The sequence below is a fragment of the Pseudomonas sp. LD120 genome, from assembly GCF_009861525.1.
Taxonomy (GTDB): domain Bacteria; phylum Pseudomonadota; class Gammaproteobacteria; order Pseudomonadales; family Pseudomonadaceae; genus Aquipseudomonas.
In genome coordinates this window covers 1998588-2022454 of record NZ_WVHL01000005.1, presented here as the reverse complement: position 1 = coordinate 2022454, position 23867 = coordinate 1998588, and the positions used below count along the sequence as shown (strand labels likewise).

General features: G+C 60.5%; 25 protein-coding genes. All 25 read right to left on the bottom strand.

The window, feature by feature from the left end:
• Positions 1 to 46: 46 nt before the first annotated feature.
• The 25 genes from PLD_RS23560 to PLD_RS23440 all read right to left on the bottom strand — a co-directional run bounded on the left by PLD_RS23560 (position 47) and on the right by PLD_RS23440 (position 23857).
• On the bottom strand, positions 47 to 439 hold the full coding sequence (locus tag PLD_RS23560; RefSeq protein ID WP_159897030.1) for a DUF2802 domain-containing protein: 393 nt from the start codon (positions 437 to 439) through the stop codon (positions 47 to 49).
• A complete protein-coding gene (locus PLD_RS23555) occupies positions 440 to 922 on the bottom strand; it encodes a chemotaxis protein CheW (protein ID WP_011060011.1) in 483 nt (160 codons plus the stop codon).
• A 79-nt stretch (positions 923 to 1001) separates the two neighbouring features.
• Entirely contained in the window at positions 1002 to 1886 is an 885-nt protein-coding gene (locus PLD_RS23550) for a CheW domain-containing protein (RefSeq protein ID WP_159897028.1), read from the bottom strand.
• 84 nt (positions 1887 to 1970) lie between these two features.
• Entirely contained in the window at positions 1971 to 2759 is a 789-nt protein-coding gene (locus PLD_RS23545; protein ID WP_159897026.1) for a ParA family protein, read from the bottom strand.
• A 50-nt stretch (positions 2760 to 2809) separates the two neighbouring features.
• Entirely contained in the window at positions 2810 to 3694 is an 885-nt protein-coding gene (gene motD, locus PLD_RS23540; protein WP_159897024.1) for a flagellar motor protein MotD, read from the bottom strand.
• Positions 3695 to 3696: 2 nt separating this feature from the next.
• Complete coding sequence (locus PLD_RS23535) at positions 3697 to 4437, bottom strand: flagellar motor protein (protein WP_159897022.1); 741 nt, start codon at positions 4435 to 4437, stop codon at positions 3697 to 3699.
• Positions 4437 to 5540: a chemotaxis response regulator protein-glutamate methylesterase gene (locus tag PLD_RS23530; RefSeq protein ID WP_159897020.1), complete on the bottom strand. Its 1104-nt coding sequence runs from the start codon at positions 5538 to 5540 to the stop codon at positions 4437 to 4439. Before PLD_RS23530 ends, PLD_RS23535 begins: the two co-directional genes overlap by 1 nt.
• A 47-nt stretch (positions 5541 to 5587) precedes the next feature.
• Positions 5588 to 7849: a chemotaxis protein CheA gene (locus PLD_RS23525; protein ID WP_159897018.1), complete on the bottom strand. Its 2262-nt coding sequence runs from the start codon at positions 7847 to 7849 to the stop codon at positions 5588 to 5590.
• Between the two features lie 12 nt (positions 7850 to 7861).
• Positions 7862 to 8650 (bottom strand): protein phosphatase CheZ, encoded by a 789-nt coding sequence (locus PLD_RS23520; protein ID WP_159897016.1) that lies wholly within the window; start codon positions 8648 to 8650, stop codon positions 7862 to 7864.
• Between the two features lie 30 nt (positions 8651 to 8680).
• Complete coding sequence (locus PLD_RS23515; RefSeq protein WP_003183998.1) at positions 8681 to 9052, bottom strand: chemotaxis response regulator CheY; 372 nt, start codon at positions 9050 to 9052, stop codon at positions 8681 to 8683.
• Positions 9053 to 9218: 166 nt separating this feature from the next.
• Positions 9219 to 9959 carry an RNA polymerase sigma factor FliA gene (gene fliA / locus PLD_RS23510; protein ID WP_011060003.1) on the bottom strand — a complete coding sequence of 247 codons (741 nt, stop codon included), beginning with the start codon at positions 9957 to 9959 and terminating at the stop codon, positions 9219 to 9221.
• Positions 9956 to 10786 (bottom strand): flagellar synthesis regulator FleN, encoded by an 831-nt coding sequence (fleN, locus tag PLD_RS23505; RefSeq protein ID WP_011060002.1) that lies wholly within the window; start codon positions 10784 to 10786, stop codon positions 9956 to 9958. Before fleN ends, fliA begins: the two co-directional genes overlap by 4 nt.
• Before the next feature lie 119 nt (positions 10787 to 10905).
• Positions 10906 to 12228: a flagellar biosynthesis protein FlhF gene (gene flhF / locus PLD_RS23500; RefSeq protein WP_159897014.1), complete on the bottom strand. Its 1323-nt coding sequence runs from the start codon at positions 12226 to 12228 to the stop codon at positions 10906 to 10908.
• A gap of 11 nt (positions 12229 to 12239) precedes the next feature.
• A complete protein-coding gene (gene flhA, locus PLD_RS23495; protein ID WP_159897012.1) occupies positions 12240 to 14369 on the bottom strand; it encodes a flagellar biosynthesis protein FlhA in 2130 nt (709 codons plus the stop codon).
• A gap of 259 nt (positions 14370 to 14628) precedes the next feature.
• Entirely contained in the window at positions 14629 to 15804 is a 1176-nt protein-coding gene (gene flhB / locus PLD_RS23490) for a flagellar biosynthesis protein FlhB (protein ID WP_159897010.1), read from the bottom strand.
• Positions 15805 to 15807: 3 nt separating this feature from the next.
• A complete protein-coding gene (gene fliR / locus PLD_RS23485; RefSeq protein WP_159897008.1) occupies positions 15808 to 16590 on the bottom strand; it encodes a flagellar biosynthetic protein FliR in 783 nt (260 codons plus the stop codon).
• Between the two features lie 3 nt (positions 16591 to 16593).
• Positions 16594 to 16863 (bottom strand): flagellar biosynthesis protein FliQ, encoded by a 270-nt coding sequence (gene fliQ, locus PLD_RS23480; RefSeq protein WP_011059988.1) that lies wholly within the window; start codon positions 16861 to 16863, stop codon positions 16594 to 16596.
• A gap of 24 nt (positions 16864 to 16887) precedes the next feature.
• Positions 16888 to 17637 (bottom strand): flagellar type III secretion system pore protein FliP, encoded by a 750-nt coding sequence (gene fliP / locus PLD_RS23475; RefSeq protein WP_159897006.1) that lies wholly within the window; start codon positions 17635 to 17637, stop codon positions 16888 to 16890.
• Positions 17637 to 18077, bottom strand: coding sequence for a flagellar biosynthetic protein FliO (gene fliO / locus PLD_RS23470; protein ID WP_159897004.1), 441 nt, complete (start codon positions 18075 to 18077; stop codon positions 17637 to 17639). Before fliO ends, fliP begins: the two co-directional genes overlap by 1 nt.
• Positions 18078 to 18539, bottom strand: coding sequence for a flagellar motor switch protein FliN (gene fliN / locus PLD_RS23465; RefSeq protein ID WP_159897002.1), 462 nt, complete (start codon positions 18537 to 18539; stop codon positions 18078 to 18080).
• Between the two features lie 55 nt (positions 18540 to 18594).
• Positions 18595 to 19563 (bottom strand): flagellar motor switch protein FliM, encoded by a 969-nt coding sequence (gene fliM, locus PLD_RS23460; RefSeq protein ID WP_159897000.1) that lies wholly within the window; start codon positions 19561 to 19563, stop codon positions 18595 to 18597.
• Positions 19564 to 19572: 9 nt separating this feature from the next.
• Positions 19573 to 20070, bottom strand: coding sequence for a flagellar basal body-associated protein FliL (gene fliL / locus PLD_RS23455; RefSeq protein ID WP_159896998.1), 498 nt, complete (start codon positions 20068 to 20070; stop codon positions 19573 to 19575).
• A 222-nt stretch (positions 20071 to 20292) separates the two neighbouring features.
• On the bottom strand, positions 20293 to 21687 hold the full coding sequence (locus PLD_RS23450; RefSeq protein ID WP_159896996.1) for a flagellar hook-length control protein FliK: 1395 nt from the start codon (positions 21685 to 21687) through the stop codon (positions 20293 to 20295).
• A gap of 97 nt (positions 21688 to 21784) precedes the next feature.
• Positions 21785 to 22129, bottom strand: coding sequence for an Hpt domain-containing protein (locus PLD_RS23445; RefSeq protein ID WP_159896994.1), 345 nt, complete (start codon positions 22127 to 22129; stop codon positions 21785 to 21787).
• 15 nt (positions 22130 to 22144) lie between these two features.
• The gene (locus tag PLD_RS23440) at positions 22145 to 23857 is read right to left on the bottom strand and encodes a fused response regulator/phosphatase (protein WP_159896992.1); all 1713 of its coding nucleotides are present in this window, start codon (positions 23855 to 23857) and stop codon (positions 22145 to 22147) included.
• Positions 23858 to 23867: the final 10 nt, after the last annotated feature.

Here is a 23867-nt window from a genome sequence, read left to right as displayed (position 1 = left end):
GCGACCTGGAACTTGCAGCTTGCGACTTGGAGCTTGCCGCTGCCATTCACCCCTTGTGCAGCTTGCTGACCAGTTCCGCCTCGGCCTGGGTGAGGCCGCAGGACTGGGTCAGTTCGTCCACGCTGGCGCCCATGCCCACCAAGCGCGCGGCCTGGGCAAAAGACAGGCTGGAAGGGTCACGCTGCTCCAGTTGGGCCAGCTTGTCCGGCAACGGCGCTACCACCGCGCGCAACTCATGCAGATCCTCGCCCATGCGCACCGTACCGTTCTGATAGTGGTCGACGCGCTTGGCCAGCTCCTTGATCCGCTGATCGCGCAGCGCATCGCCTTCTGCCTGCTCGGCGGCGATCTGACGCTGGTTACGGGTATAGGACAGAAACAGAGCCAAAGTGGCGACCCAAAGGACCGCCAGGACAATCACCGCTACCTCGAGGATCAATCAGATACTCTCCAGTTCCGACCATTCCTCTTCGCTCATCATCTTGTCCAACTCAACCAGAATCAGCAGTTCTCCATTCTTGTTACAGACGCCTTGAATGAACTTGGCCGACTCTTCGTTACCGACATTCGGTGCGGTCTCGACTTCCGACTGACGCAGGTAAACCACTTCCGCCACGCTGTCGACCATGATCCCGACCACTTGCTTGTCGGCCTCGATGATGACGATACGGGTGTTGTCGTTGACTTCGGTGGGCACCAGACCAAAGCGCTGACGTGTGTCGATCACCGTCACCACGTTGCCCCGCAGGTTGATGATCCCCAACACATAGCTCGGCGCACCCGGCACCGGGGCAATCTCGGTGTAGCGCAGAACTTCCTGAACACGCATCACGTTGATCCCGTAGGACTCGTTATCGAGCTTGAAGGTGACCCATTGCAGGATCGGATCTTCGGAACCCTGTGCAGACGACGACTTATTCATACCCTGACCCCTCAAAAAACCGTTGAAAACGGCGTGTGTTCTGTGTGGCCGTGCCCGACGGGCAAGGCCTGTTGTTGGTTCACTTCGGCTTATGGGCCGACTGACTGATCGCCATCTGCTTGGCGCCACCGGTGGCGATCAACTCGGCCAGTTCAGCGACATCAAGCAGGGCACACATATGTTCAATCACTGTGCCGGCCAGCCACGGGCGCTGCCCACGGTGGCTGCGCCACTTGATTTCATTGGGGTCCAGGCGCAGCGAGCGGCTGACCTGATGCACCGCCAGCCCCCACTCATAGCCTTGAACCGAAATCACGTACTGCAAGCCCTGGCGGAAATCATCACGATAGCGATCCGGCATAACCCAACGAGCGGTATCCAGCACCTTCAGGTTACCGGCCTGGCTCGGCAGAATACCGAGGAACCACTCCGGCTGACCGAACAGCGGTGTCAATTCCTGCCCTGCTAGAGAATAGATCGACCCCAGGCACACCAAAGGTACCGCCAGGGTCAAGCCGGCAACATCGAATAGCAGGCATTCAAAAGGCTCCGCCGCCCAACTGGGACGGTCATCAACGGCTGCCGGAGGCGGTGTATTGCTCGGCGGCAAGTGCACCTCAACCACCGGCGGCACCAGCGCCTGAAGCATCGGCACCACCGGCGAGATCGACGCCGGCAGCGGCGCGGGAGCGTCCATTAGAGGGGCGCTGATCGCCGCCGGCACTTCAGCCTGCCCCCGTGGCGCGGCTTGCTGCTGACTCCGCGCGTCCCGAGCCTGCTCTTCCAGCACCGCCGCCTGGAACTCATCCAGCACTTCGCTGGAAGCCTCCACCACGGCCTGCGGAGTAACCGCCACGGGCGTCTCGGGCGCCAGCTCCTCCTCGGTGGCGTCTTGCAGCAAAGCGTCCAGGTAAGACTGCAGCGCCAACTGCGGACGGCTCTTGATATCCAGAGGACGGTTCATGAGGATGCCCACGCAAAGACCCCGATACAGTGACCTGTAAGGGTTATCGGCCAGGTCGTCGAACCACTTGAATAACGCTTCACGTCAAGCCACCTGCGCCACAAGTTGTTGGGCCAGCAGGTGCTTGAGCAAGGCCTTGTAGGCCAGTACCCCGCGACTTTTGCCGTCGAACTGCGAGGGCGTGACCCCAGCCCGACTGGCGTCACGCAGGCGGGTATCCACCGGGATGTAGCCTTGCCAGATGGCCTCGGGAAATTTGTCACGCAAGATCCGCAAGGTGCCCAGGGAGGCTTGGGTCCGACGGTCAAACAGGGTCGGCACGATGGCAAACGGCAGCGGTTGCTTGCGTGAGCGGTTGACCATGGCCAGGGTGTTGACCATGCGCTCCAGGCCCTTGACCGCCAAGTGCTCTGTCTGCACTGGGATCACCAGTTGCTGGCTGGCGGCCAAGGCGTTGACCATCAACACACCGAGCAATGGCGGACTGTCGATGACCGCGTAGTCGAAGTCCTGCCACAACTGCGCCAGGCTCTTGGCGATTACCAGACCCAAACCGCTTTGCCCCGGCGACTGGCGCTCAAGGGTGGCCAGAGCGGTGCTCGACGGCAACAACGAAATACGTTCATGACTGGTGTCCAGCAGCAACTGCCCCGGCAGGTCCTGGGGCACATTGCCCTTGTGCAGGAACAGATCGTAGCTACTGTGCTCCAGGCTGTCCGGGTCGTAGCCGAAATAGCTGGTCATGGAGCCGTGGGGGTCAAGATCGACCACAACCACGCGCTTGCCCGCCTCGGCCAGCAAGCCTGCTAAAGCGATGGAACTGGTGGTTTTACCAACACCACCCTTTTGATTGGCAACTGCCCACACTCTCATTCGGTTGGTTCCTCCCGCCCGGCCACAGCGGGGCGAGACATAGCGCTAATTTATAAAACGGGCGACGGGGAATTGACGGCGCTCCCCCGTACCGGCGTTTTCACCGGGGTTGGTGCAGTTTGTGTGCCAGCACGCTTGAGCGCCGCATCCGGTGTCGCATTGGCAGTGCCGGTGCCGGTCAGGCTGCGACGCACATCCAGATTACGCGAGACCACCAGCACGACCCGGCGATTACGCGCCCGACCTTCGGCGGTGGCGTTGTTGGCCACTGGCTGGAACTCACCGTAGCCCACCGAAGCCATCCGCGCCGGATTCACCCCCTGCATCGCCAGCATGCGCACGATGCTCGCCGAACGGGCCGAGGACAACTCCCAGTTGGTTGGATATTGCGCGGTCCGGATCGGCTGGTTATCGGTGAACCCTTCGACATGAATCGGGTTATCGAAAGGTTTGAGGATCGCCGCGACCTTGTCGATGATGGTGAACGCCTGGTCGCTGGGCATCGCATCGCCGCTGCCGAACAACAGACTGGAGTTAAGTTCGATCTCCACCCACAGCTCGTTGCCGCGCACCGTCATCTGGCTGGAGCTGATCAAGTCACCGAACGCCGCGCTGATATCATCGGCGATGCTTTTCAACGGATCACTGGCCCCGGCGATACCAGCGTCGGTCTGATCGCTGTCCTTGACCAACGGCTTGGCCGGGGTCACCGTCTTGGGGCGCTCATCCCCAATGGGAATCGGCTTAAGGCTGCGATCGGAGTCGGTAAAGACCCCGATCAGCGCCTCGGAAATCACCTTGTACTTGCCCTCGTTGATCGAAGAAATGGAATACATGACCACGAAAAATGCGAATAGCAAGGTAATGAAGTCGGCGTAGGAAACCAACCAGCGCTCGTGGTTGACATGTTCTTCTTGGTGGCGACGACGGGCCATAGTCAGTCCATGAAGCCTTGCAGCTTCAACTCAATGGAGCGAGGGTTTTCACCTTCGGCAATCGACAAGATGCCTTCGAGCAACATTTCCCGATAACGCGACTGACGCAAGGCAATGGACTTGAGTTTGGCGGCGATCGGCAGCAGCACCAGATTGGCACTGGCCACCCCGTAGATAGTGGCGACGAAAGCCACGGCAATGCCACTGCCCAATTGCGACGGGTCGGCCAGGTTGCCCATCACGTGAATCAGCCCCATTACCGCACCGATGATGCCGATCGTCGGCGCGTAGCCGCCCATGCTCTCGAACACCTTGGCCGCCTCGATATCACGACTTTCCTGGGTGTAAAAGTCCACCTCCAGGATGCTGCGAATGGCTTCCGGCTCAGCGCCGTCTACCAGCAACTGCAGGCCTTTGCGCGAATAGCTATCCGGCTCGGCATCCGCGACGCCTTCCAAGCCCAGAAGCCCCTCCTTGCGCGCGGTCAGGCTCCAGTTGACCACCCGGTCGACGCCACCGGACAAATCGACCCGGGGCGGAAACAGAATCCACACCAGAATTTGCATGGCCCGCTTGAAAGCGCTCAAGGGCGACTGCAGCAAGGCCGCACCGATCGTGCCGCCGAGCACGATCAGCGCGGCGGGACCGTTAGCCAGAGCCGAGAGATGACCACCTTCGAGGTAATTGCCGCCAATGATGGCGACAAACGCCATGATGATCCCGATAAGGCTCAGCACATCCATCAGAGACAAGCCTCGACCAAGTGCCGGCCGATGTCGTCCAAGCTGTACACCGCATCCGCCAGATTGGCTTTGACGATAGCCATGGGCATGCCGTAAATCACGCAGCTGGCTTCATCCTGAGCCCATACAGCACTGCCGCCCTGCTTGAGCAGGCGCGCGCCCTCGCGACCGTCAGCGCCCATACCGGTGAGCACCACCGCCAGAACTTTGTCGCTGTAGGACTTGGCTGCGGAGCCAAAGGTGATATCCACGCATGGCTTGTAGTTCAGACGCTCATCACCAGGAAGAATCTTCACCGCGCCGCGACCGTCAATCATCATTTGCTTGCCGCCAGGGGCCAGCAACGCCAGGCCTGGCCGCAGGATATCGCCATCCTCGGCCTCTTTGACGCTGATACGGCACAACTTGTCCAGGCGCTCGGCAAACGCCTTGGTGAACGCCGCCGGCATGTGCTGGATCAACACAATGGGGGCCGGGAAGTTAGCCGGCAGTTGGGTCAGGACCCGCTGCAATGCCACCGGACCACCGGTAGAGGTGCCAATGGCCACCAACTTGTAAGCCTTGCGCTTGGGCGCCGGGGATGCCGGAGCGGAGGCCGCGGCGCGGGCGGGAGCCGGCGCCGGACGCACCGAACTGCTGAAACTAGAAGCGGCCGGCGCGGGAGCCGCAGCCGGTTGCGGCGCACTGTAACTGCTGAAGCGGCGATTACTGCGCGAAATACTGTGCACCTTCTCGCACAGCAACTGCTTGACCTTCTCGGGATTGCGCGAGATGTCTTCGAAATTCTTCGGCAGGAAATCCACTGCCCCGGCGTCCAGCGCATCAAGGGTCACTCGCGCGCCTTCATGGGTCAGGGACGAGAACATCAGCACCGGCGTCGGGCAACGCTGCATGATGTGCCGCACGGCGGTGATGCCATCCATCATCGGCATCTCGTAGTCCATGGTGATCACATCCGGCTTGAGTGCCAGGGCCTGATCAATCGCCTCTTTACCGTTGGTCGCCGTACCGACGACCTGGATATTCGAATCTGCTGAAAGAATTTCCGAGACGCGGCGGCGGAAAAAACCCGAATCGTCCACCACCAGGACTTTGACTGCCATAAACACTCCGTTAGGTGGGGCGAGGCCAACCGCCCCTCCCCGCCGAATCAAATACGCCGTGCGGCGTAACGCTTGAGCATGCTCGGAACATCGAGAATCAGCGCAATACGGCCATCACCGGTAATGGTGGCGCCGGACATGCCCGGGGTTCCCTGAAGCATTTTGCCCAAGGGCTTGATGACCACTTCTTCCTGACCCACCAGTTGATCGACGACAAAGCCGATCCGCTGAGTGCCCACCGAAAGGATCACTACGTGGCCTTCGTGCTGCTCTTCATGAGCGGCAGAACTGACCAGCCAACGCTTGAGGTAGAACAGGGGCAATGCCTTGTCGCGTACGATCACCACTTCCTGGCCGTCCACCACGTTGGTGCGGGACAGATCGAGGTGGAAAATCTCATTGACGTTGACCAGCGGGAAAGCGAACGCCTGGTTACCCAGCATCACCATCAGGGTCGGCATGATCGCCAGGGTCAGCGGGACCTTGATGACAATCTTCGAGCCCTGGCCCTTGGTCGAGTAGATGTTGATCGAACCGTTGAGCTGGGAAATCTTGGTTTTCACCACGTCCATGCCCACGCCACGACCGGAAACGTCAGAAATCTCGGTCTTGGTAGAGAAACCCGGGGCAAAAATCAGGTTGTAGCACTCGGTATCGCTCAGGCGATCGGCGGCGTCCTTGTCCATCACACCGCGCTTGACGGCGATGCCGCGCAGGACGTTCGGGTCCATGCCTTTGCCGTCGTCGGAAATCGACAAGAGGATGTGGTCACCCTCCTGCTCCGCCGCCAGTACCACCTTACCGCCACGGGACTTGCCCGATGCTTCACGCTCTTCAGGCGACTCGATACCGTGGTCCACCGCGTTGCGCACCAAGTGCACCAACGGATCGGCCAGGGCCTCCACCAGGTTCTTGTCGAGGTCGGTTTCTTCCCCCACCAGTTCCAGGTTGATCTCTTTCTTCAACTGCCGGGCCAGGTCGCGAACCAGACGCGGGAAGCGCCCGAAGACCTTCTTGATCGGCTGCATGCGGGTCTTCATCACCGCAGTCTGCAAATCGGCGGTCACGACATCGAGGTTCGACACGGCCTTGGACATGGCTTCGTCGCCACTGTTGAGGCCCAGGCGCACCAGACGGTTACGCACCAGCACCAACTCGCCCACCATGTTCATGATTTCGTCCAGGCGCGCGGTATCCACCCGCACCGTGGTTTCTGCTTCGCTGGCCGGTTTCTCGGCCGGCGCGGCGGCCGCACGGGCCGGTGCCGCAGCAGGCGCCGCCGCGGGCTTCGGTGCTTCGGCCTTGGCCTCGGGCTTCTTGGCCGCCGGCGTGGCCACTGCAGCAGCGCTCGCCGCGGGTGCCGCACTGGCCGCAACCGCCGGTTTGGCAGTTACCGGGGTTTCAGAGAACTTGCCTTTGCCGTGCAGCTCATCCAGCAGGGATTCGAACTCATGATCGGTGATCAAGTCTGCGCCGGCCGCTGGCGTGCTAGGCGCTGCGGCCGCTGGCGCCGCCGACTCCAGAGCGTCGACCGCGAAGTTGCCCTTGCCATGCAACTGATCAAGCAAAGCTTCGAATTCGTCATCCGTGATTTCGTCACCGCCGGCAGCCGCGCCGCTGGCAGCACTCGGCGCAGCCGGAGCTACGGCATCCGGGGCGAACTGGCCTTTGCCATGCAACTGATCAAGCAGGGACTCAAATTCGGCATCCGTGATTTCATCGCCGCCAGGTTCGCCCTCTTGCACCGCCGGAGCGGCAGGTGCGGCAGGCGCAACCTCTACGCCAGCCTTGGCGCTGTTGAGCGAATCGAGCAAAAGCTCGAACTCGTTGTCCGTGATATCCCCCGATGGAGCTTCCGCCACTGGCTCGGTAACGGGCTCAACCGCTTCCTCCACGACAGGCGCTGCGGGCTCGGCACCCGCTGGCTCTGCCAGGCGCGCCAGCGCGGCCAGCAGCTCCGGCGTTGCCGCCGTAATCTCGGTACGTTCGCGGACCTGGCTGAACATGCCGTTCACCGCGTCCAGAGCCTCAAGCACCACGTCCATCAGCTCCGAGTCGACCCGTCGCTCACCCTTGCGCAGGATGTCGAAGACGTTCTCGGCGATGTGGCAGCACTCCACCAGCTCATTGAGCTGGAGGAAGCCGGCGCCCCCTTTTACAGTGTGAAAACCGCGAAAAATTGCATTGAGCAAATCCGCATCATCTGGTCGGCTTTCAAGCTCGACCAGTTGTTCGGACAGTTGCTCTAGAATCTCGCCGGCCTCAACCAGGAAATCCTGAAGGATCTCTTCATCGGCGCCGAAGCTCATTAATGGGTGCTCCTAGAATCCAAGGCTGGAAAGCAAATCGTCTACATCGTCCTGACCGGACATAACGTCTTCCCGTTTATCGGCATGAATCTGCGGACCTTCACCCTTGGCGAGATGTTTTTGCGGATCTTTTTCAGCGAGGATCGATTGACGGTCGTGTTCGATGCCGGCAAAACGATCAACCTGACTGGCCATCAGGACGAGTTTGAGCAGATTGCTTTCGACTTCCGTGACCAACTGGGTCACGCGCTTGATCACCTGACCGGTCAGGTCCTGGTAATCCTGCGCGAGCAGAATATCGTTGAGGTGGCCCGAGACGGCGCGGGTATCCTGCTCGCTACGCGTCAGGAAACTGTCAACCCGACGTGCCAGCTCGCGAAACTCTTCGGCTCCGACCTCGCGTCGCATGAAGCGCCCCCAGTCTGCGCTCAAGGCCTGGGCTTCGGTGCTCAGGCCGTTGACCAGCGGGGTGCTGCTCTCCACCAGGTCCATGGTGCGATTGGCCGCGGCTTCTGTAAGCCGGACAACATAGGACAGGCGCTCAGTGGCATCCGTGATCTGTGAAACTTCCTCGGCTTGCGGCATGTGCGGGTCAATCTGAAAATTGACGATCGCGCTATGCAACTCGCGGGTGAGCTTGCCCACTTCCTGATACAGGCCGCGGTCCCGGGTCTGATTGAGCTCATGGATCAATTGCACCGCTTCGCCGAACCGACCCTTCTCAAGGCTATCGACCAGTTCCAGCGCATGTTTTTTCAGGGTCGACTCAAAGTCGCCCAGTGAAGATTCGTTATGCTCCATAGCTCCCCCGTTGCGGAATGGCTACGCAGATCAACCGATGCGTTCAAAGATCTTTTCGATCTTCTCTTTCAGCGCCTGAGCCGTGAATGGTTTAACTACATAGCCGTTTACGCCAGCTTGAGCAGCTTCGATGATCTGTTCGCGCTTGGCTTCGGCGGTCACCATCAACACTGGCAGGTGCTTGAGCTTTTCGTCGGCGCGGACATGGCGCAACAGGTCAATACCGGTCATGCCCGGCATGTTCCAGTCCGTTACCAGAAAGTCGATACTCCCGCTGTTGAGTACCGGAATGGCAGTAGTGCCATCATCGGCCTCGACCGTGTTGGTGAAACCCAGATCACGCAACAGGTTTTTTATGATCCGCCGCATCGTTGAAAAATCATCAACGATGAGGATTTTCATGTTCTTGTCCAATTCGACCTCCAAGCAGTCTTAAACGCATTCAGCACCTGAACGCGCCATTCAATCAATCCGGCATAACACACAACAACTGCATGGAGCACATACTGCAAGACCGGTACTGCGCCTGGCCGCACCGGTCTTGGTCGCAGTGTCCCCACACTGCCTGTCAGCGCGCTCGCCACTCCCCCAAACGCCCCCGCAAACGGGCTGCGCACTGGCTGTGTAACTGGCTGACCCGCGACTCGCTGACCCCCAGGACCTCACCAATCTCCTTGAGGTTCAGCTCTTCGTCGTAGTACAGCGCCAACACCAGTCGCTCGCGCTCCGGCAAATTGGCAATCGCGTCCGCCAACGCGGCCTGAAAACGTTCATCCTCCAGGTCCCGTGACGGCTCGAGATGAGCACTGGCGCCATCCTCGTGCAGCCCTTCATGTTCGCCGTCCTGCAACAGGTCGTCGAAACTGAACAGCCGACTGCCCAAGGTGTCGTTCAAAATCCCGTAATAATCGTCGAGACTCAATTGAAGTTCGGCCGCAACTTCGTGATCTTTAGCGTCGCGACCGGTTTTCGCTTCAATTGCGCGAATGGCATCACTGACCATGCGCGTATTACGGTGCACCGAACGCGGTGCCCAGTCACCTTTGCGAACCTCGTCGAGCATCGCCCCGCGGATACGAATACCCGCATAAGTCTCGAAACTCGCGCCCTTGCTCGCGTCGTATTTGGTCGACACTTCAAGCAAACCGATCATCCCGGCCTGAATCAGGTCTTCCACCTGAACACTGGCTGGCAACCGCGCCAACAGGTGGTAGGCAATCCGCTTGACCAGAGGCGCATAGCGCTCGATCAACTCGTACTGACTGTCACGCGCGGACTTCTTGTAGAGGTTGTAGCCACTGGCAGTCATAGCACCGGTCCCGCTGTTTGATGCACTAGCCGCTCGACAAAAAACTCCAGATGCCCGCGAGGGTTTGCCGGCAACGGCCAGGTATCGACTTTTTGCGCGATGGCCTTGAACGCCAATGCACACTTCGAACGAGGAAAGGCCTCATAGACCGCACGCTGCTTTTGCACGGCCTTGCGCACGCTTTCGTCGTAGGGAACTGCGCCGACGTATTGTAAGGCCACGTCCAGGAAGCGGTCCGTGACCTTAGTCAATTTTGCAAACAGGTTGCGCCCTTCCTGAGGGCTCTGAGCCATGTTGGCCAGGACCCGGAAGCGGTTCATGCCGTAGTCGCGATTGAGCAATTTGATCAGCGCGTAGGCATCGGTGATCGAGGTGGGCTCATCGCAGACCACCAGCAGCACTTCCTGGGCCGCGCGAACGAAGCTGACCACAGAATCACCAATACCCGCAGCGGTGTCGATCACCAGCACATCGAGATTGTCGCCGATGTCGCTGAAAGCCTGGATCAAGCCAGCGTGCTGGGCAGGACTCAGGTGCACCATACTCTGCGTGCCCGAAGCGGCCGGAACGATGCGGATGCCGCCAGGTCCCTGGAGCAGCACATCACGCAGCTCGCAACGCCCTTCGATCACATCCGCCAGGGTGTGTTTGGGGGTCAGGCCCAACAGCACGTCGACGTTGGCCAGCCCCAGGTCAGCGTCCAGCAGCAAGACTCGACGACCGAGCTCAGCCAGAGCCAGGGACAAGTTCACTGACACATTAGTCTTGCCGACGCCACCTTTGCCGCCGGTCACCGCAATCACCTGTACGGGATGCATGCTGCCCATGTTCTTTCTTTACCTTGTCTTACTTAGACGGGGCCACATAACTGGCTGCGCGTTCACCATTGGAACAATGCATGGCAGGCCATCGATGTAGATACACTGCAATCTATTCAAAATTCACCTCAACCAACCCGCTTGTTGGGGCTGTGGTAGAGGTCAGCGAACATGTCGGCCATGGCTTCTTCGCTGGGTTCTTCCTGCATCTGTACGCTCACGGCGCGGCTCACCAACTGATGCCTGCGAGGCAGGTGCAAATCGTCAGGGATCCGCGGTCCATCGGTCAGATAGGCCACCGGCAGTTCATGACCGATAGCCAGGCTCAACACCTCGCCAAGGCTGGCGGTTTCATCCAGCTTGGTCAGGATGCAACCGGCCAGGCCGCAGCGCTTGTAGCTGTGATAAGCCGCCGTTAGAACCTGTTTCTGGCTAGTGGTTGCAAGCACCAGATAATTTTTTGCCTTGATGCCACGACCGGCCAGGCTTTCCAGCTGCATGCGCAACGCCGGATCACTGGCTTGCAGGCCAGCGGTGTCGATCAGCACCACTCGCTTGCGCAGCAGCGGGTCCAGAGCCTGAGCCAGGGACTGACCAGGATCGACGTGGGTTACCGAAACATTGAGGATGCGCCCCAAGGTCTTGAGCTGCTCCTGAGCACCGATGCGAAAACTGTCCATGCTCACCAACGCAATGTTCTGCGCACCGTACTTGAGCACATAACGCGCCGCCAGCTTGGCCAGGGTGGTGGTTTTGCCCATGCCGGCCGGGCCGACCATGGCGATCACTCCACCCTCTTCCAGAGGCTCGACCTCAGGGGTCAGAATCATCCGAGCCAAGTGCGCCAGCAGCATGCGCCAGGCCTGACGAGGTTCTTTAATCTCGGTAATCAGCGCCAGCAGATCGCGGGCCAGCGGGCCGGACAGACCGATACGCTGCAAGCGGCGCCAGAGGTTGGCCTGCTCAGGACGACTACCTTGCAACTGACTCCAGGCCAGCGAGCCGAGCTGGACTTCCAGTAGCTCACGCAGACCGTTGAGTTCGAAACGCATCGAATCCAGGGCGCGGCTATCGGTCGCCGCCGCAGCGGGCACCGGCACCGGACGCGGGCGTTCGCTCAGGGTCGGCTCGATCAGCGGCTCGGCCGCCGTCAAAGGCAGACCGGCGAACAACTGGCGATTGGTGATCGAGGCGCTGTCGCCCTCGCCCCGCAGGCTCAGCTCAGCCTGGGCGGTGACGATCCGCGACTGAGTCTTGCGCAGCTCGTCTTCAAGTTCCATGTTCGGAACCCGCGGCGACAAGGCTGACAACTTGTAATCCAGGGCCGCCGTCAACTCGACGCCCCCGGCGATACGCCGATTGCCGATGATGGCGGCTTCAGCGCCCAGCTCATCACGAACCAGCTTCATGGCCTGACGCATATCGGCGGCGAAAAAACGCTTAACTTGCATAACCCACTACCTCAGCCGTTGGGCCCTACTGTCGCAACGATGGTCACTTGCTTGTTGTCGGGAATTTCCTGGTACGCCAGCACATGCAATCCCGGGACCGCCAGACGGCCGAACCGCGAGAGCATTGCGCGGACCGGACCCGCCACCAACAGAATCACCGGTTGACCTTGCATCTCTTGACGCTGCGCCGCATCGATCAACGAGCGCTGCAGCTTCTCAGCCATGCTTGGCTCCAGCAGAACGCCTTCTTCCTGGCCTTGTCCTGCCTTCTGCAAACTGCTGAGCAAAATTTGTTCCAACCTTGGTTCCAAGGTGATCACAGGTAGCTCAGACTCAGTGCCTACAATGCTTTGGACAATCGCGCGGGACAATCCGACACGCACCGCCGCAACCAAAGCGGCAGTATCTTGACTCTTGGCGGCATTGTTGGCGATGGCCTCGGCGATGCTGCGAATGTCCCGTACCGGCACCTGTTCGGCCAGCAGCGCTTGCAGCACCTTAAGCAACTGCGACAACGACAGCACACCCGGCACCAACTCCTCGGCCAGCTTCGGCGAACTCTTGGCCAGCAATTGCATCAGTTGCTGAACCTCTTCGTGGCCAATCAGCTCACTGGAGTGCTTGTACAGAATCTGGTTCAAGTGAGTGGCAACCACGGTACTGGCGTCCACCACGGTGTAGCCCAAGGACTGCGCCTGTGGCCGCTGACTGATCTCGATCCACACCGCCTCAAGGCCAAAGGCCGGGTCCCGAGCGGAAATACCATTGAGGGTGCCGTACACCTGCCCCGGATTGATCGCCAGCTCGCGATCCGGATAGATCTCGGCCTCGGCCAGAATTACCCCCATCAGGGTCAAGCGGTAGGCGCTGGGGGCCAGGTCCAGGTTGTCGCGGATATGCACCGTGGGCATCAGGAAACCCAGGTCCTGGGAGAGCTTCTTGCGCACGCCCTTGATCCGCGCCAGCAATTGCCCGCCCTGGTTGCGATCCACCAGAGGAATCAGGCGGTAGCCGACCTCCAGGCCAATCATGTCGATTGGGGTCACGTCATCCCAGCCCAGCTCCTTGGTTTCCAGGGCGCGAGCCGGTGAAGGCAGCAGATCCTGCTGGCGCTGAACCTCCTCTAGGGCCTGGACCTTGACCTGATTCTGCTTTCTCCAAACCAGGTAAGCCGCGCCGCAAGCCACAGCAGCCAGGCTCAGGAAGGAGAAGTGCGGCATGCCCGGCACCATCCCCATCACCGCCATCAGACCGCCCGCGACCCCCAACGCCTTGGGCGAGGCAAACATCTGCCGATTGATCTGCTTGCCCATGTCCTCGGAGCCCGAGGCGCGAGTGACCATGATCGCCGCAGCGGTGGACAGCAACAGCGAGGGCAACTGCGCCACCAAACCGTCACCGATGGTCAACAACGCGTAAACCTTGCCCGCCTCGGCAAAGCTCATGTGGTGCTGGAAAATACCGACCGCGATTCCACCAATCAGGTTGATGAACAAAATCAGCAAGCCGGCGATGGCGTCACCCCGGACGAACTTGCTGGCACCGTCCATGGAGCCGTAGAACTCAGCCTCCTGAGCCACCTCAAGACGGCGCAACTTGGCCTGACCCTGATCGATCAAACCGGCATTGAGGTCGGCGTCGATGGCCATCTGCTTGCCGGGCATGGCGTCCAGGGTGAAACGCGCGCTTACCTCGGAGATTCGCCCGGCACCTTTGGTCACCACCACGAAGTTGATGATCATCAGGATCGCGAAGACCACGATACCGACCACGTAGTTACCACCGATCACCACCTCGCCGAAGGCCTGGATCACCTTACCGGCAGCGGCGTGACCTTCCTGGCCGTGGAGCATCACCACCCGGGTCGAAGCCACGTTGAGCGCCAGTCGCAACAGGGTCGCCACCAGCAGAATGGTCGGGAACACCGCGAAGTCCAGCGGCCGCAGGGCGTACACGCAGACCAACAGGACCACGATCGACAAGGCGATGTTGAACGTGAAGAACACATCCAGCAGGAACGCCGGCACCGGCAACATCATCATGGCCAGCATGACCAACAACAGCAGCGGCACACCCAAGTTGCCTCGACCGAGGTCAGCCAGGTTGCTGCGAGCCGTGTTGATTAACTGAGAGCGATCCACCGATTTACCCCGTTCCGTAAAGCAAACTTTTGACGCCTGAAGCGGCACAGGGCGGCTATTGCAAGAAGCCTTCCAACTTTCATCCAGGCTGCGAATCAGCAGGCCGCGCGCGAATCTGGACCGGCTCCACGTCGCACGCAAACCAAGCAGCCGGGCCAACGCCGAGCCGGCCCACGAAGGGATGAAGAAACGCAGTGATAGCGATTAGCCATTTTTCTGGCGAACGCTCGAACCTGAAGGCGTACTCGCCGAACCGGTCCTACAGCGGATCGATGGGATCAGTGGATGACGGCTTGCCCGAGGTATCGCGCCGCAAATCCGCCGGAATCGGCAAATCCTTGAGCGGGTCGGGCCGCTTACCCTTGCCCGCACGGTGCTGACGGATCTGATACACGTACGCCAGCACCTGAGCCACAGCCAGGTACAGCCCCGCGGGAATCTCTTCCTCTAGCTCCGTGGAGTAGAAGATCGAGCGTGCCAGGGCCGGCGACTCCAGCAACATCACTTCATGAGCCACCGCGATCTCGCGGATCTGCAGCGCCAGGAAATCGCTGCCCTTGGCCAGCAACACCGGCGCGCCGCCCTTCTCAGCGTCGTACTTGAGGGCGACGGCATAGTGAGTCGGGTTGGTGATGACCACATCGGCCTCCGGGATCGCCGCCATCATCCGACGCTGAGACATCTCGCGCTGCAACTGACGAATGCGCTGCTTGACCTCGGGACGCCCCTCTTGATCCTTGTGCTCGTCGCGCACTTCCTGCTTGGTCATCAATAGTTTTTTGTGGGCCTGGTACAACTGCACCGGCACGTCCACCGCCGCGATCAGAATCAGGCCACAAGCCATCCACAACGTACTCCAGCCCACCACCTGGACGCTATGGATAATCGCCAGCTCAAGGGGCTCATGGGCAATGCGCAGCAGGTCATCGATGTCCGACGACAGCACCGACAGCGCCACAAACAACACCAGGCCAAACTTGGCCAAGGCCTTGAGCAGCTCAATCAACGCGTTGGTGGAGAACATCCGCTTAAGACCACTCGCCGGATTCATCCGACTGAACTTGGGCGCCAGGCTTTTGCCAGCAAACAACCAGCCCCCCAAGGAAATCGGACCAATCACGGCCGCCAGCAACAAGGTCAACAACACCGGCTGCACCGCCAGAATGGCGATTTTGCCCGAGTGCAGCAGATACAGTCCCATGGCCTCGGGGCTGAGCAACACCTCACGAGGCAAAGAGAAGTTCAGGCGCATAATCTCCAGCAGGTCCTGGGCCAGGCCCGCGCCATAGACCAGCAGACCTCCCGCCCCCGCGAGCATGATCGCCAGGGTATTGAGCTCTTTGGAACGAGCGATCTCACCCTTGTCCCGCGAATCCTTTTTACGCTTCTCCGTGGGCTCTTCTGTTTTGTCCTGACCGCTTTCGCTCTCTGCCATGACTCAACGCGCCTTTGCCAGTTCGCGCAAAAACTGCAGGGCCTCAGAGGCCAGCGGCTGATACTGATTGAGAATGTCAGCCAGACTGACCCAGACAATGCCCATGCCCAGCACCAGGGTCAGGGGAAAACCGATAGAGAAGATGTTCAGTTGCGGCGCCGCACGGGTCATCACACCAAAGGCGATATTGACCACCAGCAGGGCCGTGATCGCCGGCAGCACCAGCAACAGCGCAGCCCCCATGACCCAACCAAGCTTGCCTGCCAGCTCCCAGTAATGGTTGACCATCAGGCCACCGCCCACCGGCAAGGTGGTGAAGCTCTCGGTGAGTACCTCAAAGACCACCAGATGCCCATTCATGGCCAGGAACAGCAAGGTCACCAGCATGGTGAAAAACTGCCCGATCACCGCCACCGAGACACCGTTTGTGGGGTCGACCATGGAAGCAAAGCCCATGCCCATCTGGATTGCCACGATTTGCCCGGCGACCACAAAGGACTGGAAGAACAACTGCAGGGAAAACCCCAGCACCGCGCCGATCAGGATCTGCTCGGCGACCAGCAGCAGGCCGCTGAGATCCAGGGCATGCACTGCGGGCATCGGCGGCAGGCCCGGCGCGATGACCACAGTGATCGCCAGAGCGAAATACAGGCGTACGCGACGCGGCACCAGAGTGGTACCAAAGATCGGCATCACCATCAGCAGCGAGGTGACCCGGAACAGCGGCAGCATGAAGCTGGCCACCCAAGTACTGATCTGGGTATCGGTCAGTGCCAGCAACGACATCGGTCAGCCGATCAACTGCGGAATACTGCCGTACAACTGACGGATGTATTCCATGAAGGTTTGCACCAGCCAGGGACCGGCGACAATCAGGGTCACCAGCATCACCAGCAGGCGCGGCAGAAAGCTCAGGGTCTGTTCATTGATCTGCGTGGCCGCCTGGAACATGGCGACCATCAACCCCACCAGCAAACTGGGAACCACCAGCACCGCCACCATCATGGTGGTCAGCCAGAGGGCTTCACGAAACAGGTCTACCGCAACTTCAGGAGTCATTGTCGATCACCCGCAAACAAGGTTCTAAACACCACCGAAACTGCCCGCCAAGGTGCCGATGATCAATGCCCAGCCATCCACCAGAACGAACAGCATGATCTTGAACGGCAGGGAAATGATCAGTGGCGAGAGCATCATCATGCCCATCGCCATCAGCACACTGGCCACCACCAGGTCAATGATCAGGAACGGGATGAAAATCATGAAACCGATCTGGAACGCGGTCTTGAGCTCGGAGGTGACGAAGGCCGGCACCAGGATGGTCAGCGGCGCCTGGTCCGGACTGGCGATGTCGGTGCGCTTGGACAGGCGCATGAACAGCTCCAGGTCACTGCTGCGGGTCTGCGCCAGCATGAAGTCCTTGATCGGCACCTGGGCCTTGGCCACTGCCTCCTGGGACGTGAGTTTTTCCGCCAGGTAGGGTTGCAACGCGTCCTGGTTCACCCGATCGAACACCGGCGCCATGATGAACATGGTGAGAAACAGCGCCATGCCGGTGAGGATCTGGTTCGACGGGGTCTGCTGCAAGCCCAAGGCCTGCCGCAGGATCGAGAAGACGATGATGATCCGGGTGAAGCTGGTCATCAGCATGACAAATGCCGGAATGAAGCTCAGCGCGGTCATGATCAGCAGAATCTGCAGACTGACCGAATATTCCTGCTGGCCGCTGGCATTGGTACCCAACGTGATCGCCGGGATCGACAACGGGTCGGCCGCCAGCGCCAGCGGCGCCGCCAGCATCAGTGCCAACATCAAGATGATGCGCAACGGCATTACTTCTTATCCTTCTGATCCTTGCCCAACAGCTCCATCAGGCGCTGGGCGAACTCGGGCGTCGCCTGCTCGGTACTGGGCACCTGCACCGGCTCTTTGAGCACATGCAACGGCGTGATCGTGCCCGGGGCCAGCCCCAGCAGAATCTGCTCGTTGCCTACCTGCACCAACACCAGGCGATCTCGCGGCCCCAGAGCCCGGGAACCGATCAGCTCGATCACCTGGCCCTTGCCGGCAGGACCGGCCTGCTGCACTCGACGCAACAGCCAGGCAAGGAAGAAAATCAGCCCGATCACCAGCAGCAGGCCCAGCACCAACTGGGTCAACTGCCCGCTGACGCTGCCCATCGCAGGCGCCGCCACGGCGGTAGCGGTTGCCGCCGGCTCCGCCGCCAGCGCACCGAAAGGCAGCGTCAACAACACGCCAAACAGCTTATTCACTTAACGCAGCTTCTTGATGCGTTCGCTGGGACTGATCACGTCCGTCAGACGAATGCCGAACTTCTCGTTAACCACGACCACTTCACCGTGGGCGATCAACGTGCCATTGACCAGCACGTCCAGCGGCTCACCGGCCAGACGGTCAAGCTCGATCACCGAGCCCTGATTAAGCTGCAGCAAGTTACGGATATTGATATCGGTGCTACCCACTTCCATGGAGATCGACACCGGAATGTCGAGGATCACGTCCAGATTAGGGCCGTCGAGCGTGACCGGGTCATGGTTCTTGGGCACACTGCCGAATTCTTCCATCTGCAAGCGCCCAGGATTGGACGCGCCACCCGCATCCGCCGCCAGCAAGGCGTCGATATCGGCCTGACCGGCATCACCGGTTTCTTCCAGCGCAGCAGCCCACTCGTCGGCCAGCGCCTGGTCGTCCTGGGGGTTAATTTCGTCAGCCATCATGGGTCCTCGACGGGCAAAAATTCATTGAACAGCAAACAGGTTGGAGCACCGCTCAACGGCGCTCGATCGATTCGATCACTTGCAACGCCAGATTGCCCTTGTGGGAACCCAGCTTGACCTTGAACGACGGCACGCCGTTGGCACGCATGATCATGTCTTCCGGCAGCTCGACGGGAATCACATCGCCAGGCTGCATGTGCAGGATGTCCCGCAGGCGCAACTGACGACGAGCCACCGTAGCGCTCAGCGGCACCGCCACATCCAGCAAGTCCTCGCGCAATGCCTTGCTCCAGCGCTCATCCTGGTCGTCCAGGTCGGACTGGAAGCCTGCGTCGAGCATTTCGCGGATCGGCTCGATCATCGAATACGGCATGGTCACGTGCAGATCACCGCCGCCGCCATCGAGTTCGATATGGAACGTCGAGACCACAATTGCCTCGCTGGGACCGACAATGTTGGCCATGGCCGGGTTCACTTCGGAGTTTATGTACTCGAAGTTGACCGGCATGATCGCCTGCCAGGCCTCCTTCAGATCGACGAAGGCCTGTTCCAGCACCATGCGCACCACGCGCAGTTCGGTCGGGGTGAATTCACGCCCTTCGATCTTCGCGTGACGGCCATCGCCGCCGAAGAAATTGTCCACCAGCTTGAACACCAGCTTGGCATCGAGGATGAACAGCGCGGTACCGCGCAGCGGCTTGATCTTCACCAGGTTGAGACTGGTCGGCACGTACAGCGAGTGCACGTACTCACCAAACTTCATGACCTGCACGCCGCCCACCGCCACGTCAGCCGAACGCCGCAGCATGTTGAACATACTGATCCGGGTATAGCGGGCGAAACGTTCATTGATCATTTCCAGAGTCGGCATGCGTCCGCGGACGATGCGATCCTGACTGGTCAGGTCGTAGCTTTTGACACTGCCGGGTTCGGCAGCGTGTTCGGTCTGCACCAGACCATCGTCGACACCATGCAACAGTGCGTCGATCTCATCCTGGGACAGCAGGTCCTGCACGGCCATGTCGTGTTCCTACTGCAGTACGAAGTTAGTAAAGAGCAACTGCTCGACCACCACTTTGCCCACCTCTTTCTGCGCCACCTCTTGAACGCTGGCGGTGGCCTTCTGACGGAGCATTTCCTGGCCCACCGGAGTCGCAAGGGTGTCGAAGTTTTGCCCGGAGAACAGCATCACCAGGTTGTTACGGATTACTGGCATGTGCACTTTCAGCGCGTCCAGATCAGCTTGGTTGCGCGCCAACAGAGTAATACTCACCTGCATGTAGCGCTGGCGACCATTCTGTGTGTAGTTGACCACGAACGCCGGCGCCATCGGCTCGTAGATCGCCGCAGGCTTGATGTTGCTCGCGGCTTGCTCCGGAGCGGGCTTGCTCTGGGCTCCGTGCATGAAGTACCAGGTGGCGCCGACCGACAAACCAATGGCCAGCAACAACGCCAGGACAATCAAGAGGATAAGCTTGAGTTTGCTTTTCCCACCGGTGGGTTTTTCTGCTGCTTCGCTCTTCGCCATGCCAATAATCCGTCACTATTCGGGGGTTCACAGTCGCACGGCAAGGCAAGAGCAAGTGTTATGCCAGACTTGTCCAAAATCGGGGATGAGCAGCGAGGGAAAAGTGCGAGACAAGGCTGCGGCAACCACACCAGGTTAAACCGCAGGCCTTATCGGAGCGATGGAACGGACTCGCGGCGCGCCCAAGGGCGAAGGCGCGAGCCCATTCGACCCGGCAAGCGATCAGGCGTAGTAGTCGACCGCGCTGGAGCCGATCACCGTCTGCACTGGTGCGGCCACTTCAGCCACGCCATGCGGCAGCTCTTCATCGCCGCCATCCAGACGTGCGCCGCTGGTGCTGGAACCGCCGCCACGATTCTGCCCCTGCTGCGCCTGTTCCTGGCCCTGCCAGCCACGAGACTGGTCGGAGACGTTCACGTCCACCTGCCCCAGCCCCTGCTGGCTGAACATCTCGCGCATGCGGTGCATCTGCCCTTCCAGCGCTTCGCGAACACCTGCGTGGGCACTCATGAAGGTCACCTGAGTCTGTTGATCCGGGATCATGTGCACGCGGATATCCAGACGCCCCAACTCCGCCGGCTGCAACTGGATATCGGCCGACTTGAGGCTATTGCTGGACAGGTACATGACCCGGTTGACCACTTCCTCGGTCCAACCATTCTGCTGCATGGCCAGCGGCTGATTGACCGGGGTCGCGTTGGCGGTCTTCGGCGTCGCCGCCTGAGTCAGGGCCGCCAGACGATTGGCGAAGTCATCCACACGAGTATCACTGGATGCCCCCTTGAGGTCTTTCAAGCCCTCGGAAATCAGACCAGTGAACGCCTTTTCGCCACCCTGCTCGGTACTACTCTTGCCAGCCTGCTGCTCAAGCATGACCGCCATACCATTGGCGAAGTTCTGCACCGACGTCAGTTGACCGTCGGTATTGGGGTTCGCAGACGCGGCCTTGGGCTGCGCCTGACTGGCAGCCGACACGTGCCCCCCCTGTTCCATGGCCAGGCGCAACGCGGGCAAGGCGTCCAGAGGATCGGCCTCTGGATCGAATTCGCCCTTGCCTGGCTCGGCGCCAGTTGCTGGCGCTACGCCAGCGGCGACAGCCGGCGGCACCACCACTGGTGCGGCTTCGACCTCAGATGAGGGCACGGGCGTAACCGGAGGCTCAACGGCCACCGGTGGTAGCTGCGGTGCTACCTGGACCAGAGCCGGGTCGAGCGCCGGGTCACCCGGCTGCGCGTCCGCCTGAGCCGGATCGGCCGGCTTGCTGTTATCACTGGCAGCGGCCTTGTTGTCACGGGCGGCGGACTTCTCGGCAGGCAAGCTTTTGCCGCTATCGGCAACCACTGACTGTGGCGCGGCAGCGTCATCACTGCCGGCGCTCTTCTTCGGACCACTGTCGGCATTGCTGTCTCGTAGCGGCTTGGGCGAGTTGCCAGCGACGTTCAGTGACTTGTTCTGCGGCTTGTTCTGGGACTCTTTAGCGTAGAGCTGCGCAAAGCTGGACGCCTTATCTCCAGGCTGGGCAAGGCTTGCCAAAGGGCCAACAGGCGTCGGCTGCGCCTTGGACTGAGGGCTGGCCTGAGCAGTGGCCTGAAGAAGCGAATGAGGGGTAACAGCCATGGGACAGTCTCCGCTGCACAGGGATCATAGGTACAGTTGAGGGACTTATCTGCAAGGGTCGAGCCAGTTTTATCAACCGGCGTATAAAAAGTACTGCTCAGCAGTGAAAGCGCTGCAGCTCCTGCTCGCACAGACGGCGGACAATGGCGAACTCACCATCGATCTCTCCCACCAACTGACGCACGCCGTCACCGCTCGCCTGCCCGGCACGCAACTCGAGTTGATGACAGAGCTCGGCCAAGCGAATGGCCCCCATGTTGCTGCTGCTACCTTTGAGGCTGTGGGCCGTTGCCACGAGTTGAAGCGCGTCCTCGGATTTGCGCAACAGTTGCACGCGCGTCTCGGAATCGCAGACGAAGGTGTCTAGCAGGACGGGATATTCGTCCTCCATGACTTCCTGCAATGCGTTGAGCACAGTGTGGTCCAGATGAATCTCAGCCACTTGTTCACTCCTTGATCAAGAACCCGGGGAGTATGCCAGAGCCCCCCAGGAAAACTCCACGCAGACGCTACGCCCATCGTCCGCCCACACAGCCTGCCGACTCATCTGACGAATCAGGTTCACACCACGCCCCGACAAGCGCCCGATGTCCAGAGGACGGGACAGCACCGCCGCCACATCGAAGCCCTCCCCGCTGTCCTCGACCCGCACGAGCAGGCGACCGCCGGCGCCCAAAGGCTGAACCTGCAGATGCACCCGCACAAAACCGTCCTGCAACTGTGCCAGACGTTCCGCCCGCTCGCGATAGTAGCGCCCAAAGCCTTCAGCATCGCGCTTGAGGCGCGAGTCGAGCTTGAGCACACCATGCTCCAAAGCATTGGAGTAGAGCTCTGCCAGCACACTGTAAAGAGGTCCGCTCTGGGAGCGTAGACCGTGCACCTCAAGCAACAACTGCAACAGATACGGCAAGGGATTGAAGCGCTTGAGAGTGGCCGCGCGAAACTCGAAGCTCACCGACCAGTCCAGCGGGCAGGACTGACCACTGTCGGAATACACCAGCGCCGGCGGCGCCAACTGCGAGAGCTCGGGAAGGCCGACCTCAACCATGCTCACATCATCCCGCGCCTGCCCGCCAAATCTCTCAAGGGCCTGTTGAATCTCCTCGAACAGACACTCCTCCTGACGATTGGCCGCGAATACCTGCTGCAATCGCTCCACACCGAACAGCTCATCTTCGGCATTGCAGGTGTCGATCACCCCATCGGACAGCAGAAACACCCGATCTCCGGGGGCCATGGGGAAGACCTCGGTGCAGTCCTCAAAGGCCTCGGCACTCAGCACCCCGAGCGGCAAATGGCGGGCCACCAGCGGTGTTCGCGCGCCACTGGCGCAGGAGTATAAATAGCCTTCTGGCATGCCGCCGTTCCACACCTCCACCGCTCGCCGCTGAAAACTCAGGCACAACAAGGTGGCGCAGCAGAACATGTCCACCGGCAAGATCCGCTTGAGCTTGGCGTTCATCTCCCGCAGGGTTTCCGGCAGGCCGTAGCCCTTGGCGGTCATGCCATAGAACACCTCTGCCAGAGGCATGGCCCCGACTGCGGCCGGAAGACCGTGACCGGTGAAGTCACCCAGCAGCACATGCATATCCCCCGCCGGGGTGTAGGCCGCCAGCAGCAAATCACCGTTGAACAACGCATAAGGCGATTGCAGATAGCGGATATTCGGGGCATCCAGACACCCGGAATGAGCCACCTTGTCGAATACCGCCTTGGCCACTCGCTGCTCGTTAAGCAGGTATTCGTGGTGACCAATGATCTGGTCGCGCTGGCGCAAAACGGTTTCTTGCAGACGCCGCAAGCGGTCCATGGCATTGATCTTGGCCGCCAGGATCACCGGGTTGTACGGTTTCGCCAGAAAGTCGTCACCCCCCGCCTCCAGGCAACGAGCCAGCGCCTCCCCCCCACTCAGGGAAGTAAGAAAAATGATCGGCACCAGCGTCTCGCCGGCCAGGTCTTTGATCTGCCGAGCCGCCTCAAACCCGTCCATCACCGGCATCATCGCGTCCATCAGCACAATGTGCGGCCGCTGGCGCTGAAACAACTCCAGCGCCTCCGCACCGTTACTTGCCGCCAACACGTGGTGCCCCTGGCGCCGAATAATGCTAGACAGCAGCAGGCGGTCAGCGGCGCCGTCCTCGGCGATCAGCACACACAGGGGCTCAGCCATCGAGTGCGTA

Excerpts from the sequence above, each read along its gene's own strand:
- fliN (WP_159897002.1), bottom strand. The coding sequence starts at position 18,539 with ATGGCTGACGAAATTAACCCCCAGGACGACCAGGCGCTGGCCGACGAG.
- PLD_RS23545 (WP_159897026.1), bottom strand. The coding sequence starts at position 2,759 with ATGAGAGTGTGGGCAGTTGCCAATCAAAAGGGTGGTGTTGGTAAAACC.
- PLD_RS23440 (WP_159896992.1), bottom strand. The coding sequence starts at position 23,857 with ATGGCTGAGCCCCTGTGTGTGCTGATCGCCGAGGACGGCGCCGCTGAC.
- fliR (WP_159897008.1), bottom strand. The coding sequence starts at position 16,590 with ATGTCGTTGCTGGCACTGACCGATACCCAGATCAGTACTTGGGTGGCC.
- PLD_RS23450 (WP_159896996.1), bottom strand. The coding sequence starts at position 21,687 with ATGGCTGTTACCCCTCATTCGCTTCTTCAGGCCACTGCTCAGGCCAGC.
- PLD_RS23530 (WP_159897020.1), bottom strand. The coding sequence starts at position 5,540 with ATGGCAGTCAAAGTCCTGGTGGTGGACGATTCGGGTTTTTTCCGCCGC.
- flhF (WP_159897014.1), bottom strand. The coding sequence starts at position 12,228 with ATGCAAGTTAAGCGTTTTTTCGCCGCCGATATGCGTCAGGCCATGAAG.
- PLD_RS23525 (WP_159897018.1), bottom strand. The coding sequence starts at position 7,849 with ATGAGCTTCGGCGCCGATGAAGAGATCCTTCAGGATTTCCTGGTTGAG.
- PLD_RS23555 (WP_011060011.1), bottom strand. The coding sequence starts at position 922 with ATGAATAAGTCGTCGTCTGCACAGGGTTCCGAAGATCCGATCCTGCAA.
- PLD_RS23550 (WP_159897028.1), bottom strand. The coding sequence starts at position 1,886 with ATGAACCGTCCTCTGGATATCAAGAGCCGTCCGCAGTTGGCGCTGCAG.
- fliM (WP_159897000.1), bottom strand. The coding sequence starts at position 19,563 with ATGGCCGTGCAGGACCTGCTGTCCCAGGATGAGATCGACGCACTGTTG.
- motD (WP_159897024.1), bottom strand. The coding sequence starts at position 3,694 with ATGGCCCGTCGTCGCCACCAAGAAGAACATGTCAACCACGAGCGCTGG.
- PLD_RS23515 (WP_003183998.1), bottom strand. The coding sequence starts at position 9,052 with ATGAAAATCCTCATCGTTGATGATTTTTCAACGATGCGGCGGATCATA.
- fliP (WP_159897006.1), bottom strand. The coding sequence starts at position 17,637 with ATGCCGTTGCGCATCATCTTGATGTTGGCACTGATGCTGGCGGCGCCG.
- PLD_RS23535 (WP_159897022.1), bottom strand. The coding sequence starts at position 4,437 with ATGGATGTGCTGAGCCTTATCGGGATCATCATGGCGTTTGTCGCCATC.
- PLD_RS23520 (WP_159897016.1), bottom strand. The coding sequence starts at position 8,650 with ATGGAGCATAACGAATCTTCACTGGGCGACTTTGAGTCGACCCTGAAA.
- fliQ (WP_011059988.1), bottom strand. The coding sequence starts at position 16,863 with ATGACTCCTGAAGTTGCGGTAGACCTGTTTCGTGAAGCCCTCTGGCTG.
- flhB (WP_159897010.1), bottom strand. The coding sequence starts at position 15,804 with ATGGCAGAGAGCGAAAGCGGTCAGGACAAAACAGAAGAGCCCACGGAG.
- fliA (WP_011060003.1), bottom strand. The coding sequence starts at position 9,959 with ATGACTGCCAGTGGCTACAACCTCTACAAGAAGTCCGCGCGTGACAGT.
- fliL (WP_159896998.1), bottom strand. The coding sequence starts at position 20,070 with ATGGCGAAGAGCGAAGCAGCAGAAAAACCCACCGGTGGGAAAAGCAAA.
- fleN (WP_011060002.1), bottom strand. The coding sequence starts at position 10,786 with ATGGGCAGCATGCATCCCGTACAGGTGATTGCGGTGACCGGCGGCAAA.